Below are 14035 nucleotides of genomic sequence, written 5' to 3'. Positions count from 1 at the left end.
GCGGCCCTGACGAGGGCCCTTCCGACCCGGGCCGGCCGCGCGCGCCGCGAAGGCCCGATGGTCCTGATCGGTCGGGATTTGTATGTCTGGTGAAAGCTGAACTTCCGCTTTACCCTCCCAGGGCATGGAGCTTGAGGTCAGGCACCTCAGGGCGCTGTGCGCCATCGCCGACACCGGCAGCCTGCACCGCGCGGCACGCCAACTGGGAGTGGCACAGCCCTCGTTGAGCACGCAGCTGCGGCGCATCGAACACGAGCTGGGCGGTGCCCTGTTCGTCCGGGCCCGGACCGGCTGCCGGCCCACCCCCCTGGGCCGGCTGGTCCTCAGCCGTGCCCGCCCCCTGGTGGCCGAATTGCGCTCCCTGGTCAGCGAGGCGCGGGCCGCCGCCGTCGGGGAACGCCAGCTGCGCATCGGGTCCACCGCCAGCCGGGCGCTGGCGGGCTGGCTGCGCCGGCTCCGCGCGCACTGGCAGGAGCCCATCCTGCACATGGACGTCTCCGCCAACGCCCTGCTGCGGATGGTGGCCGACGGCCAGCTCGACGTCGCCTTCGTGCACGAGGTGGAGGGCAGCCCGCTGCGCGTCCCCGAAGGGCTGCGGACCCGCGTCCTGGTGGAACGGGAACCGCAGTTCGTCTGTCTGCCGGCCGACCACCCGGCCGCGACGAAGCCGGTGGTGCGCCTCTGCGACCTGGCCCACGACCGCTGGATGATCGACCCCACCGTCGACGGCGAGTGGGACGCGGTGCGCCGGGTGCTGCGCGCCGAGGGACTCGACCCGCGCATCCTGCACGGGGACTACCACACCGCCGCGTCCCTGGTCGCGACCGGCGAGGTCGTCACGGTGGTCCAGCCGACCTCGCCCTCCCGCGCCGAGACGGCCGTCCGCCCCCTGCACGGCGACCCGCTCGGGGTGCGGCTGCTGCTGGCGGCCCGCACCGACACCGAACTGGACGGCGTCTACCCGGACCTGGCGGACGCCTACGACGAGGTCGCCCGCCAGGCACCGGCGTACCGGGAATGGCTGGAACGCGGCGGGTCGGAAGCACCCGTTCCGGCCCTTCCGTGACAGGGGCGGGGGCGGGTCCGGCCCCCGCCCGCCGCCGCCCTGCCCCGTCCGGGGCCGCCCGCCCCGCCTGGGGGCCGCGCCGGCTCCGGGGAACGGGGCGAGCGCCCCGGGGGCACGGGCCGGGCACCCCAGAGGCACGGGCCCGAGCACCCCGGGGAACAAGCAGAGCGCCTCAGACGCCGATGTCCCGCCCGTCGGCGCGCCACACCGCCACGACGGACGGACGGACGTAGGTGCCGGGGCCGTCGGGCCAGGTGCTGCCGGGGTTCTCCACGCTCGCCCCGTCGACCTCGCCCGGGTGCTGCACCGCGACCAGCACCCGCCGGTCCTGGATGACGGGACCGCAGGTCTCCGCCCCCCTCGGCACGGTCAGGAACTGCTTCAGCTCGCCGCGCCGGCTGCCCCGCGTGGCGACCCCGAAGAGGCCGTCGTGCGAGCCGAGGGCGTTGCCGTCGGTGGAGATCCACAGGTTGCCGTGGTCGTCGAAGGCCACGTTGTCCGGGCAGGAGATGGGGCTCACCGCGTCCTTCGGGAAGCCCGCGAAGTACGTCGCCGGGTCCTCCGGGTCGCCCGCGACGAGGAACAGCGACCAGGCGAACCGGGTGCTCTCCGGACGGTTCCAGCGCTCGGTCAGCTCCAGGACGTGGCCGTGCTTGTTGGCGTGCCGCGGGTTGGCCTCGTCCGCCGCCGGGTGCGAGCCCACGCCGCGGTTGGAGTTGTTGGTGAGGGCCACGTACACCTTGCCGGTGACCGGGTTCGGCTCGATGTCCTCGGGGCGGTCCATCTTGGTGGCGCCGACCTTGTCACCGGCGAGACGCGTGAAGACGAACACCTCCTCGGCGGTCATGCCCTCGACGTGCGAGACGGCACCGTCGGCGGTGGCGGTGGCCAGCGGGATCCACTGCCCGCTGCCGTCGAACTCGCCGTCCCGGGGCAGCTTGCCCGTCCCGTCGATCTCCATCGCGGGCGAGTCGCCGGTCAGCTTCGCCACGTAGAGGGTGCCCTCGTCGAGCAGCGTGAGGTTGTGCTCGCGGGCCCAGCGGCTGGTGCCGTGGCGCATCCGCTTGCTGCCGACGAACTTGTAGAAGTAGTCGAAGCGCTCGTCGTCACCGGAGTAGACGACCGGACGCCCGTCGTGGGTCAGCCGGACGGTCGCCGCCTCGTGCTTGAAGCGCCCGAGCGCGGTGCGCTTGCGGGGCGTCGACGTGGGGTCGTGCGGGTCGAGTTCGACGACCCAGCCGAACCGGTGCACCTCGTTCGGCTCCTGGGCGAGGTCGAAGCGCCGGTCGAACCGCTCCCACTTGCGCTCGGTCTCACCGCTGCCGACGCCGTAGCGCTTGTCCGTGGGCCGGCTGCCGCGCGCGAAGTACTGGTTGAAGTTCTCCTCCGCGTGCAGGGTCGTGCCCCAGGGGGTGGTGCCGCCCGCGCAGTTGTTCAGCGTGCCGAGCACCCTGGTGCCGCTCGGGTCGGCCGAGGTCTTCAGCAGGTCGGACCCGGCGGCCGGGCCGGTGAGCCGGAACTCGGAGGTGGCCGTCAGCCGCCGGTTGAGCCGGTGGCGCGGGACGGGGGTCAGCTTCCCGGTCCTGCGGTCCTCCTCCACCGCCACCACGGCCAGCCCGTGCGCGGCCCAGGCGATCTCCACCTGCTCGCGGGTGGGACGGGCCGGGTCGTAGCCGCGGAACATGAGCACCTCGTCGGTGTACTCGTGGTTGGCGACGAGCAACTGGCGGCCACGCTCCCCCTTCAGCGGCAGCAGGGCCAGGAAGTCGCAGTTGTAGCCGAACTGTCCGGCCTGCGCCTTCGCGCTCTGCCGCTCCGGGTCGAAGGCGGGCGCCCCGCGCAGGATGGGCTCGCCCCAGCGGATGACGACGTTCTGCCGGTAGCCCTCGGGCACGGTGACCGCGTCGGTGGTGTTGGGCGGGACCGGCGTGAACCGCAGCCCGCGGGCGCCCTTCGGTCCCGGGCGGTGCGGTTTCCCGCGTCCTGCCACGGGGGCCGCCTGTGCCTCGGGGGCGGTCGCGACACCGGCCGCACCGGCCCCGGCCGCGGCGACGGTGACCACGGCGGCGGCCCGCATCACCGAGCGCCGGCTGAGGGCCCCGGCGATGACGTCACCGACGTACTCGTTGGAGCTGGTGTTGGGCACCTCGTGGAAACAGGCGTCACCACACCGGAACCGACACGTCAGGGCGGACCGGCCGCCGGGGTGCGAACCGGACGGCGTTCCGATCAACGGCAGCAGCTTGCGCACTTCGCTCTCCTTGGATGCCCGTGAGTCTCAGCGCGACGCTAGGAGCGCAGCGGTGCCACAGCCGGGCGGCCGGGTGAACGACGAGTGAACCCGTGGCGGCCTTCGAGGAGTTGGGCACGGAGCGACGGCCGCGGGCGCTCGGGCCGGAAGTCCCCCTTGACAGGGGGGCGGCCACAGACCCCGACCCTGCCCAAGATCGCCTGTGCGGGCCGCTAACCTTACGTGTCCGTCCTGGCCAGGGATTGACGGGCATCAACTCAGTGAAGGGTTGCGCACATGGGCATTCTCACTCTCTTGCGGAACGCGTTCGGCCGGTCACGCAAGGCACGGGCCGCCGAGGCGGAGGGTGCGGCGCAGGCCGTCGAACCGCAGCCCGCCTCCGCTTCCCCGGAGCCCACGCTCCCGTCGCCGTCGCCGGAGCCGAGCACGGGGCCGAGCACGGAGCCCTCGGCGCAGCCCGAGCAGCAGGAACGGTCGGAGCGGTCGGAGCGGTCGGCTTCGGCCTCCGTCCCCGAGCCCCGCAGTGGGCACGATCTCGTCTCCGCCGCCTTCGACAACGTGGCGGTGCCCCGCCCCACCCGTTCCGACGAGCCGACGTCCACCGCGGACGAGACCCGTGCCGAGGCCGGGGCCCCGACCGAGACGGCGTCGAAGCCCGCCGAGACGGCGAAGCCGGCCGACCCGCAGCCCGAGCCCGAGGCCACCCCGGAACCCGAGGCGGCCACGGCAGCTCCGGCAGCCCCCGAGGCCGAGACCAAGCCCGAAGCGGTGACCGAGCCCGAGGCCGAGGCCAAGCCCGAACCGGCGACCAAGCCCGAGGCGGAGGCCAAGCCCGAGGCCGAGCCGGAGTCCCCCACCTCGCCGGAGGCGCCGACCGCCCAGACCGAAGCAGCCGAGCCCGCGACGGAACGCGAGGCGGACGCCGAAGCCGGCCACGAGGCGGACGCCCCGAAGGCGGAGGCAGCGGCGGACGCCCCGAAGGCGGAGGCAGCGGCCGACACCGAAGAGAAGCCCGAGGCGGACGCCGACACCGCCCCGCAGGCCGACGCCGACAACGCCCCCGAGGCCGACGCGGACGCGGCACCCACCGCCGAACCGGAGCCGGAGGCGGCCCCCGAGCCGCGGACCGAGGCCCCGGCAGCCGACAAGGCCGAGCCGGAAGCGAAGGACGAGGCAAAGACGGAGGCCAAGCCCGAACCCGAGGCGGAGGCCGAAACCCCGGCCGAACCCGAAGCCGAGACCAAGGCCGACGCCGAGACCAAGCCCGAAACCCCGGCCGAACCCGAAACCGAGCCGGAGACCAAGACCGAACCCGAAACCGAACCGGAGACCAAGGCCCCCACCCCAGCCTCAGCCCCCGCCCCCGCTCCCGCTCCCACCCCCGAGCCGGCCCCCTCCGTCCCCGCGGCCCTCTCCACCGCCTACCAGGCCGCCGCCTCCGTCCTGGAGCAGCACCACCTCTCCGGCACCCGCGCCACGGTGTACCTGGTCCTGGACCGGTCCGCCTCCATGCGTCCGTACTACAAGGACGGCTCCGCCCAGGCCCTGGCCGAGCAGACGCTCGCCCTGGCCGCCCACCTCGACCCCGAGGTCACGGTGAAGGTCGTCTTCTTCTCCACCGAACTCGACGGCACCGGCGAGCTCACCCTCGACGACTTCGAGGACCGGATCGACACGCTGCACGCGTCCCTCGGCCGGATGGGCCGGACCAGCTACCACGCGGCGGTCGCCGAGGTCCTCGCCCTGCACGACAAGTCGGGCCCCGGTCCGGACACCCCCGCCCTGGTGGTCTTCCAGACGGACGGCGCCCCGGACGCGAAGACCCCGGCCAACCAGGCCCTCTCCGAGGCCGCCACCTCCCACCCGGCGGTCTTCTTCTCCTTCGTCGCCTTCGGTGACCCGGAGAACAAGGCGTTCGACTACCTCCGCAAGCTGAAGACGCCGAACACGGCGCACTTCCTCGCCGGGGCGACGCCGAGGGAGCTCACCGACAAGGAGCTGTACGAGGGCGTCCTGGCGTCCTGGCGCCCGTAGGCCGCCGCCGGGAACGACGCGGGAAGCCACACCCCGGGGGGTGGGCGGGACGGGGCCACTGCCCTCCCGTCCGCCCCCCGAAACGTGTGTGAGCCGATCACCTCGCGCCCAGTAGGATTTCGGGCATGGCGGCCACTGGATCAGAGAAGCAGGGGGCGAAGGCGTACTACGTCACGACCCCCATCTACTACGTCAACGACGCTCCTCACCTGGGCCACGCCTATACGACCGTCGCAGGCGACGTGCTCACCCGCTGGCACCGCCAGCGCGGTGAGAAGGTGTGGTACCTCACCGGCACGGACGAGCACGGTCAGAAGATCATGCGCACGGCCGAGGCGAACGGGGTCACCCCGCAGGCCTGGGCCGACAAGCTCGTCACGGAGGCGTGGAAGCCCCTGTGGGAGCACCTCGACATCGCGAACGACGACTTCATCCGCACCACGCAGAAGCGGCACACCGACCGCGTCCAGGAGTTCGTGCAGGACCTGTACGACAAGGGCGAGATCTACAAGGGCGGCTACGAGGGCCCGTACTGCGTGGGCTGCGAGGAGTACAAGCTCCCCGGCGAGCTGCTCGACGGCGAGGGAGAGTACGCGGGCCAGAAGCTGTGCCCGATCCACAAGAAGCCGGTGGAGATCCTCAGCGAGGAGAACTACTTCTTCAAGCTCAGCGAGTACAGCGAGAAGCTGCTCGCCCACTACGAGGCGAACCCCGGCTTCATCCAGCCCGAGTCGGCGCGCAACGAGGTCGTGAACTTCGTCCGCCAGGGGCTGGAGGACCTCTCCATCTCGCGGTCGACGTTCGACTGGGGCGTCCCGGTCCCGTGGGACGACAAGCACGTCATCTACGTGTGGGTCGACGCGCTGCTGAACTACGCCTCGGCCGTCGGCTACAACGAGAACCCGGAGAAGTTCGAGGGCACCTTCCCCGCCGACGTCCACCTGGTGGGCAAGGACATCCTCCGGTTCCACGCGATCATCTGGCCGGCCATGCTGATGGCGCAGGGCCTGCCGCTGCCGGGGAGGATCGCCGCGAACGGCTGGCTGATGGTCGGCGGCGAGAAGATGAGCAAGTCGAACCTGACCGGCATCAAGCCGCAGGACCTGACCTCGCACTTCGGCGTGGACGCGTACCGCTGGTACTTCCTGCGGGCCATCTCCTTCGGCCAGGACGGCTCGTTCTCCTGGGAGGACTTCTCCGCCCGCTACACCAGCGAGCTGGCCAACGACTACGGCAACCTCGCCTCCCGCGTGGCGGCCATGGTCGGCAAGTACTTCGGCGGCGAGCTGCCGGAGGCGACCGCGTACGGCGAGGCCGAGCAGGCGATCCGGGACGGCCTGGCCAAGGCGGTCGCGGAGGCCGACCGCAGCATCGGTGACGAGCTGGACTTCCAGGGCGGCATCCTCGCCGTCTTCGACTTCGTCAAGCAGGTCAACGGCTACATCACGGAGCAGGAGCCCTGGAAGGTCGCCAAGGACACCTCCGACGAGGGCAGGGCCCGCCTGGCGACGATCCTGTACACGGCGGCGGAGTCGCTGCGCGCGGTGGCCGTCCTGCTCAACCCGGTGATGCCGGAGTCCTCCCGGAAGCTCTGGGACTCCCTGGGCGCCGAGGCGTCCCTGGGCGCGCTCGCCGACCAGAAGGTCGGCGAGGCGGCCGAGTGGGGCAGGCTGCCCGCCGGTTCCACGGTCACCAAGGGGGCGGTGCTCTTCCCGCGCCTGGAGGAGAAGCCGACCGCGTAACACGCGTGCCACAGGCGGGGCCCGGGAGGACGACACCCTTCTCCCGGGCCCCGTGCCTTTGCGACGATCGGGGCAGCGCGGCCGACCGGCCGCGGACCGCTGACCCGGGGGGACCTTCCATGGCACTGTTCGGCAACGCGCACACCGTCGACCCCGCGCAGGCGCAGCAGGACTACGCCCGGCTGCTCGGTCACGGCGAGCAGGTGCACGCCGCGTTCCTGCTGATCCGCGACACCATCCTGTTCACCGACCGCCGGCTGATCCTCATCGACAAGCAGGGCATCACCGGCAGGAAGACCGAGTACCACTCGATCCCCTACCGCAGCATCTCCCACTTCGCGGTGGAGACCGCCGGCACCTTCGACCTCGACGCCGAACTGAAGATCTGGCTCTCCGGCAGCCCGGCCCCCATCGAGAAGACCTTCACCAAGGGCGTCGACATCTACGAGGTGCAGGCCATCCTCACCCAGTTCGTGGCGCGGTAGCCCGGCACACGGTCCGGCCGGGGGCCCGGCACGTCAGTCGACGGGCCGGCTCCCGGACGCGTACGCCACGAACTCCGCCCACACCTCCGGCGCGACCGCGAGCCGTGGACCGGTGTCCCGGCACTTGGAGTCACGGACGTGGACCGTCCCGGGGGTGGGGGCGACCTCGACGCAGGTGTCGCCGTCAGGGCCACTGCTGTAGCTGCTCTTGAACCACGCGGGTTCGGAGGCGTCCCGTGCGGAAGCCTTGCGGATCATGTCTCTCCCAGCAGTTGCTCGATGAAAGCCAGCGACTCCCCTGGTGGGAGAGCCTGCGCACGGATGGTTCCATACCGCAGCTCAAGGACGCGGAGCTGCCTCAGTTCGGAGACGGGACGGCCGACGAACGCCCCGTCGGAGCGCCCCACAGCGGTACCGTCCTCGAACTTCAGCAACTCGATCCTGCCGCTCATGCCGGGGTGTGGCGCACTGTCCATCGGCATCACCTGGAGGGACACGTTGCTCAACCGCCCCACCTCCAGCAAGCGTTCGAATTGCTGCCGCCGGACCATTGTGCCTCCGACCTTGCGCCGAAGCGTCGCCTCTTCCAGGACGAAGCTCAACGCCGGTGCCGGACACCGCTCATAGACGGCCTGCCGAGCGACACGGGCGGCCACGCGGCGCTCCAGGTCCTCGGGCGTGTAGGCGGGCAGCCACGACGCCAGCAGGGCCCTCGTGTAGTCCGAGGTCTGCAACAGACCCGCGATGTTGCTGCTCTCGTACACCCCGATCTCGACCGCCCGCGCCTCCATCTGCGCCAGGTCCCGTACCTTCTTCGGATAGCGGACCTTGGCCACGTCCTCCTTCATTGCCGCGAGCAGCCCACCCGCCCCCAGCACCGCGTCCGCCCTGTCCAGGAACTCCGGCCGGGGGATCCGCTTCCCGCTCTCGATCTTGTAGACGAGGTCCTCGCCGTACCCCACCGCCCTGCCGAACTCGCCGGCCCGCATCCCCACCGCCTCGCGCCGCAGCTTCACCTGCCGCCCCACGGTGGCGACCACGGCCACGCCCCACTCGTCGTCCGGGTCCACCTCCCACCCTGGCTCGTCAGCCTCGGTCCTCAGCTGCCGAACCTCGCCGTCCACCGACATGCGCTCGCCTCCCCGTCGTGCCACTGCGTGCCAGCCACGCCCTACCCGTACGCACCGACCCGACAAGCCCGGACACCACCGGACAACGACCGGACAGTCACCGTACGCAACCACGGCGTCACTCCTCACGGTAGGCGTCACCGGCCACGCTGAGTGACGTGAATCGAGAACTCGCCCAACCCACCGAACCCGCCCGGAACTTCAGCGCCCTGCTGTCCCCCACGCCCCGGGGCGCCCGCCTGGCCCGTCTGCTCGCCACCGGACAACTGCGCAGCTGGGGGCTCCCGCTGGACCCGGCCCGGCTCGTCGTGGCCGAGCTGGCGAACAACGCGTCCACCCACGGCCGCGTCCCGGGCCGCAGCTTCCGGCTGCTGCTCCGGGTGGTCGGCCGGACCCTCCGCATCGAGGTCACGGACACGCGCGGTGACAAGCTCCCGCCCCACCGGCCCGCCGGCCCCACCGATGAATCCGGCCGCGGTCTGACTCTCGTCGCCGCCCTCGCCGACCGCTGGGGCGTCACCGACAGCCTGCCACGCCGCAGGACGGTCCGGGCCGAACTCACCCTCCCCGCACCGCAGTCACCGGAACGTGAATGTTCACGCTCCGGTCCGCCCTGCGCTCCCTATGCACCACCCACTGGGGAGAAAGCACCCGACCGAACCCCACCCCTCCCTCCCGCCGGGCAAACTCACTCACGCGAGTGAATATGCCCAAGTGGGCTGGATTTGGGATGGGTTGCTTGCCCTACGCTCAGCGCCAGCAGCACCGGACCACCGCAGACATGTGACGGCCCCCGCCGGGAGCGACATTCCCGATGCGAGGGCCTGACCACCAAGGAAGCAAGACAAAGGAACCTTCCCGATGGATACCGAAAACCCTAGCGCGCCCGCGCGCTCCCAGTCCCGGAACCGGGGCAAGAAACACCCCGACGGGCATCCGGACGACCGACGGCCCGCTGGCATCGTCCACGACCACGTCCGGCACACCGAGAACTTCACGGTGATCGGCAACGACCTGGCCCAGCACCAGGAGCTGTCCCTGCTCGCCATCGGACTGGCCTGTTACATCCAGTCGGTGCGACGGGGCACCGCCGTCGACATCAAGACCCTCGCCGCCCGCTTTCCCGAGGGCCCCACCCGCATCGCCTCCGCCCTGCGGGAGCTGGAAGCGCACGGCTACCTGCGCCGCACCCGCGAGCGCACCACCACCGGCCGGATCGTCACCCGCACAGTGTCCTGCAACCGCCCGGGGCACCGGGGCGCCCGGGAGCAGGCCGCCCGCAGGCCCGCGCGGCGCACGGAACCCGACGGCCCCGCACCCCGCAAGCGGCTCCCCGCCGTGCCGCAGCCCTCGCACCCCTGGCCCGCCCTGCTCCACACGGCGGTCGAGGTCCTCGCCGGCCTGCGCCGCCACGACCCCCGTCTGCTCCTGTCCGCCACCGACGCCGAACACCTCGCCCCCGGCGTCGCCGCCTGGCTGGAACGCACCCTCACCCCCACCGCCGTACGCCACGCCCTGACCGCGAACCTGCCCGACGAACCCCTGGTCCGCCCGGCCGCCCTCCTCGCCCACCGCCTGACCGCCCAGCTCCCGCCCCCGCCCCCGGTCAGGCCCCCGGCCGCACCGGCCCCCGGCCCCCGCCCGCCCCTCCAGACCTGCGACGGCTGCGACCGCGCCTTCCGCGCACCCCAGCCGGGCCGTTGCCGCGAGTGCAGGGAGAGGGAGACCACCGGGACGCCGAAGCCCCCGGAAGCCGGGAAGACCCGCGTGACCGGATGAACCGTCGTCGCAGAACTCACCGTCACACCGCACACCCCCCGGCGTTCCGCCACACCGGACAAGACCGTTCCCTGTCCCGGGAAAGTGCCTCACCGGCACGCGGATACCTGGAGGTGCGACTGTGACCACCGGCGACAGCTGGCGTGAGCGCAGGCGTGCCCTGCTCAGGGACGATCCGGTGGCGGCCGAGACCGCCGCGCGCCTCCTCGATGACATGGGTACCGAGGAACGGGACGAGGAGGAGGTCGAGGCCGAGCACCGGGCCGCCCGCCTCGCCGCGGTCCGCGCCTACGAGCCCGACGCCCGCCTCGACGAGGAACTGCGGCTGAGGCTGACGGGACCGGACACCGAGGGGGGCGCTCTGCGCTTCCAGTGGGGCGACGCCCTGCTGAGCCCGGTGGAGAACGCGATCTCCGTCGCTGCGGGTACTCCGGTCCACCTGGAGCTCACGGGCATCTCGCGGGGCAGCACCGTCATCCATGCGCGTCCGGTGCCGTCCGTCACCCCACCGGAGCCCGTGGCCTTGGAGGCTCCTCCGACATCCGCCGCGAGCACCGGCATGCAGACCCTCACCAGACTGATCGCCGCATTGGAGGCCGAACAGGACGTCCGTGAGTGGTCGCGCCTCTTCGACCCCGTGGACACGCTGGCCCGCGCTCTGGGGACGTACGGACTCGACCTCGGGATGACCTGGTACGGCGGCGACGGCGACACGCGCAGGGCACGGCTCACGGAGCGCGGCAGACGCCATGCCGAGCGGCTGCGCGAGACGACGAGGGCCCGTGACCAGGAGATCATCATCTCGGGCCGTATCACCGAACTCCGCGAGAGCGGCCTGGTGAAGGTCAAGACGGGAACCGCCAGGAACGCCCACGCCTATGACGTGCGGTTCGAGGAGCCGGCGGCACTGCTGCGCATGCGTCCCGGGCTCGGAGACAACGTGCACTTCCGGGTCCGCTTCCGCCAGCGCCTCGACGCGGTGGGCATCGCCCGGTCGACCGAGTACACGTATCTCGGCCCGGCGGCCGAACAGTCGTCCCTGCCGCTGGAACCCTGACAGCCGGTCCTGCACGGATCGGGCCCCACCGACCCACCGACCCACCGACTCCGCGACTCCGCGACTCCGCGACCGACGGTCGCCCGCGGGCTCCTGTCGTTCGCGCCGGACATCACGACGTACTGATTCGAGGTGGTGGAAGTCGGCCTGGAGTCCACTCCGGCCAGGAAGAACTGGAGGAAGCTGATGCAGGACGTCGTCACCCACTTCCCGGGGCACGGGACGCTGTTCGAGGAGAAATACCTGGAGGGCAGAGCCGAAGGCGAGGCCAGGGGCGAAGCGAGGGGCATCCTGCGGGTTCTGGAGGTGCGGGGCATCGCCGTGTCGGACGACGTGCGACAGCGCATCACCGGCTGCACCGACCTCGACGTTCTCGGCGGCTGGCTCGACCGCTCCGGCACCGTGGAGCGTGCCGAGGATCTGTTCGACGATCCGGAACCGGCCGCGTAGAGCCGGAACCGGCCGGACAGGGGCGACGGCGAAGGGCCCGGACCGACTCCCCGAGGTCGCCCCCGAGTCGGTCCGGGCCCTTCGCCCGCGGTCGTCGTCTACTTCGGCTGCGGCTTGCGCACCGACAGGTGCAGTTCCTTCAGCCGGGCCTCGTCCAGCTCGGTCGGGGCGCCCATCATGAGGTCCTGGGCGTTGCCGTTGAGCGGGAAGGCGATGGTCTCGCGGATGTTGGGCTCGTCGGCGAGGAGCATCACGATGCGGTCGACGCCGGGGGCGATGCCGCCGTGCGGCGGGGCGCCGAAGCGGAAGGCGCGGAGCATGCCCGCGAACTTCTCCTCGACGGTCTCGCGGTCGTAGCCCGCGATCTCGAACGCCTTGAGCATGATCTCCGGCTCGTGGTTCCGGATCGCGCCGGAGGACAGCTCGACGCCGTTGCAGACGATGTCGTACTGCCAGCCCAGGATGTCCAGGGGGTCCTGGGTCTCCAGGGCCTCCAGGCCGCCCTGCGGCATGGAGAAGGGGTTGTGGGAGAAGTCGATCGTGCCGGTGTCCTCGTCCCGCTCGTACATCGGGAAGTCCACGATCCAGCAGAAGCGGAAGACGTTCTCCTCGAACTGCCCGGCCCGCTTGGCGGCCTCCACGCGGACCGCGCCCATGATCTTCGAGACCTCGTCGAACTCGCCGGCGCCGAAGAACACCGCGTGGCCGGGGGCCAGGGAGAGGCGCTTGGTCAGCTCGGCGACGTTCGCCTCGGTGAGGAACTTCGCGATCGGGCCGGTCAGCGAGCCGTCCTCGCCGACGCGCACCCAGGCCAGGCCCTTGGCGCCCTGCGAGACCGCGTAGTCGCCGAGCTGGTCGAAGAACTTGCGGGGCTGGCCGGAGACGCCCGGCACGGCCAGCGCGCGCACGTGCTTGCCGGCGAAGGCCTTGAACTCCGAGCCCTCGAAGACGTCGGTGATGTCGACGAGCTCCAGGCGGGCGCGCAGGTCCGGCTTGTCGGAGCCGTACTTCAGCATGGCCTCGCGGAACGGGATCCGCGGGAAGGGGGAGGTGACGTGACGGCCGTTGCCGAACTCCTCGAACAGCTCGGTCATGAGCTTCTCGATGGGCTGGAAGACGTCCTCCTGCTCGACGAAGCTCATCTCCACGTCGAGCTGGTAGAACTCGCCCGGCGAGCGGTCGGCGCGGGCGTCCTCGTCCCGGAAGCAGGGCGCGATCTGGAAGTAGCGGTCGAAGCCGGAGATCATCAGCAGCTGCTTGAACTGCTGCGGCGCCTGCGGCAGCGCGTAGAACTTGCCGGGGTTCAGCCGGGACGGGACCACGAAGTCCCGGGCGCCCTCCGGGGAGGTGGCGCTCAGGATCGGCGTGGCCATCTCGTTGAAGCCGAGGGCCGTCATCTTCTGGCGGATGGCCGAGATGACCGACGTGCGCAGCAGGATGTTGCGGTGCATGCGCTCGCGGCGGAGGTCGAGGAAGCGGTACTCCAGGCGCCGCTCCTCGTTGACGCCGTCCTCGGCGTTGATGGTGAAGGGCAGGGGTGCCGCGGCGCCCAGCACCTCGACCTCGCCGACCTCGACCTCGACCTCACCGGTCGGCAGCTCGGGGTTGACGTTCTCCGCGCCGCGGGAGACGACCTTGCCGTCGACCCGGACGACCGTCTCCTTGGACAGCTTGTCCAGCGCCTCGTACGCCTCGGTGCCGGGCCGGGCCACGAGCTGCGTGATGCCGTAGTGGTCGCGCAGATCGATGAAGAGGATGCCGCCCAGGTCGCGCCGATTGTGCAGCCAGCCACTCAGCCGGACGTCGCTGCCGACGTCAGAGGCGCGGAGCTCGCCGCAGGTGTGGGACCTGTACCGATGCATCGTCGTTCATCCAGTCTTCGCGGATCGGGGTCGTTGTTTCACGTGAAACGCGTCCCAGCCTACCGGCCGGGCCAAGATCGCCTCGCCCCGATGACGAGACGCGCACCGCCGACGACCACACGCGGACCGCTCGGAAATGCGTGCGGCAACAGTGGCATCATTCGGCGCAATCTTCCTAA

At 71.5% G+C, this 14035-nt stretch carries 12 protein-coding genes; 8 read left to right on the top strand and 4 right to left on the bottom strand.

Annotated features, from left to right (window positions below; translation table 11 throughout):
- The first annotated feature begins 124 nt into the window (after window positions 1-124).
- Window positions 125-1066 carry a LysR family transcriptional regulator gene (locus tag AC02VZ_RS11460; protein WP_432057027.1) on the top strand — a complete coding sequence of 314 codons (942 nt, stop codon included), beginning with the start codon at window positions 125-127 and terminating at the stop codon, window positions 1064-1066.
- Between the two features lie 172 nt (window positions 1067-1238).
- Here AC02VZ_RS11460 and AC02VZ_RS11455 read toward each other — a convergent pair whose 3' ends face one another.
- Window positions 1239-3317 carry a PhoX family protein gene (locus tag AC02VZ_RS11455; RefSeq protein WP_432057028.1) on the bottom strand — a complete coding sequence of 693 codons (2079 nt, stop codon included), beginning with the start codon at window positions 3315-3317 and terminating at the stop codon, window positions 1239-1241.
- Window positions 3318-3593: 276 nt separating this feature from the next.
- On the opposite strand from AC02VZ_RS11455, the gene AC02VZ_RS11450 reads away from it, so the two are divergent.
- The 3 genes from AC02VZ_RS11450 (at window position 3594) to AC02VZ_RS11440 (ending at window position 7578) form a co-directional block, all read left to right on the top strand.
- Window positions 3594-5351 (top strand): VWA domain-containing protein, encoded by a 1758-nt coding sequence (locus tag AC02VZ_RS11450; protein WP_476475291.1) that lies wholly within the window; start codon window positions 3594-3596, stop codon window positions 5349-5351.
- Window positions 5352-5476: 125 nt separating this feature from the next.
- Entirely contained in the window at window positions 5477-7093 is a 1617-nt protein-coding gene (metG, locus tag AC02VZ_RS11445; protein ID WP_476475290.1) for a methionine--tRNA ligase, read from the top strand.
- Between the two features lie 119 nt (window positions 7094-7212).
- Window positions 7213-7578: a PH domain-containing protein gene (locus AC02VZ_RS11440; protein WP_432057031.1), complete on the top strand. Its 366-nt coding sequence runs from the start codon at window positions 7213-7215 to the stop codon at window positions 7576-7578.
- 33 nt (window positions 7579-7611) lie between these two features.
- Here AC02VZ_RS11440 and AC02VZ_RS11435 read toward each other — a convergent pair whose 3' ends face one another.
- On the bottom strand, window positions 7612-7836 hold the full coding sequence (locus AC02VZ_RS11435) for a DUF397 domain-containing protein (protein ID WP_476475289.1): 225 nt from the start codon (window positions 7834-7836) through the stop codon (window positions 7612-7614).
- Window positions 7833-8708, bottom strand: coding sequence for a helix-turn-helix domain-containing protein (locus tag AC02VZ_RS11430; protein WP_476475288.1), 876 nt, complete (start codon window positions 8706-8708; stop codon window positions 7833-7835). The genes AC02VZ_RS11435 and AC02VZ_RS11430 overlap by 4 nt, the downstream gene beginning before the upstream one ends.
- Window positions 8709-8866: 158 nt before the next feature.
- Here AC02VZ_RS11430 and AC02VZ_RS11425 point away from each other — a divergent pair, with 158 nt between their 5' ends.
- From AC02VZ_RS11425 to AC02VZ_RS11410, 4 genes are all read left to right on the top strand, one after another.
- Window positions 8867-9412, top strand: a complete 546-nt coding sequence (locus AC02VZ_RS11425; RefSeq protein ID WP_476475287.1) for an ATP-binding protein — start codon at window positions 8867-8869, stop codon at window positions 9410-9412.
- 157 nt (window positions 9413-9569) lie between these two features.
- The gene (locus AC02VZ_RS11420) at window positions 9570-10487 is read left to right on the top strand and encodes a helix-turn-helix domain-containing protein (RefSeq protein WP_476475286.1); all 918 of its coding nucleotides are present in this window, start codon (window positions 9570-9572) and stop codon (window positions 10485-10487) included.
- 121 nt (window positions 10488-10608) lie between these two features.
- Window positions 10609-11544, top strand: coding sequence for a hypothetical protein (locus tag AC02VZ_RS11415; protein ID WP_432057034.1), 936 nt, complete (start codon window positions 10609-10611; stop codon window positions 11542-11544).
- 132 nt (window positions 11545-11676) lie between these two features.
- Window positions 11677-11994, top strand: coding sequence for a hypothetical protein (locus AC02VZ_RS11410; protein WP_476475285.1), 318 nt, complete (start codon window positions 11677-11679; stop codon window positions 11992-11994).
- 98 nt (window positions 11995-12092) lie between these two features.
- On the opposite strand, the gene aspS is transcribed toward AC02VZ_RS11410, so the two are convergent.
- The gene (gene aspS, locus AC02VZ_RS11405; RefSeq protein ID WP_476475284.1) at window positions 12093-13856 is read right to left on the bottom strand and encodes an aspartate--tRNA ligase; all 1764 of its coding nucleotides are present in this window, start codon (window positions 13854-13856) and stop codon (window positions 12093-12095) included.
- Between the last annotated feature and the right edge of the window lie 179 nt (window positions 13857-14035).

It is taken from the genome of Streptomyces sp. 3-6 (genome assembly GCF_056323165.1).
This window is presented reverse-complemented; position numbering and strand designations above follow the sequence as displayed.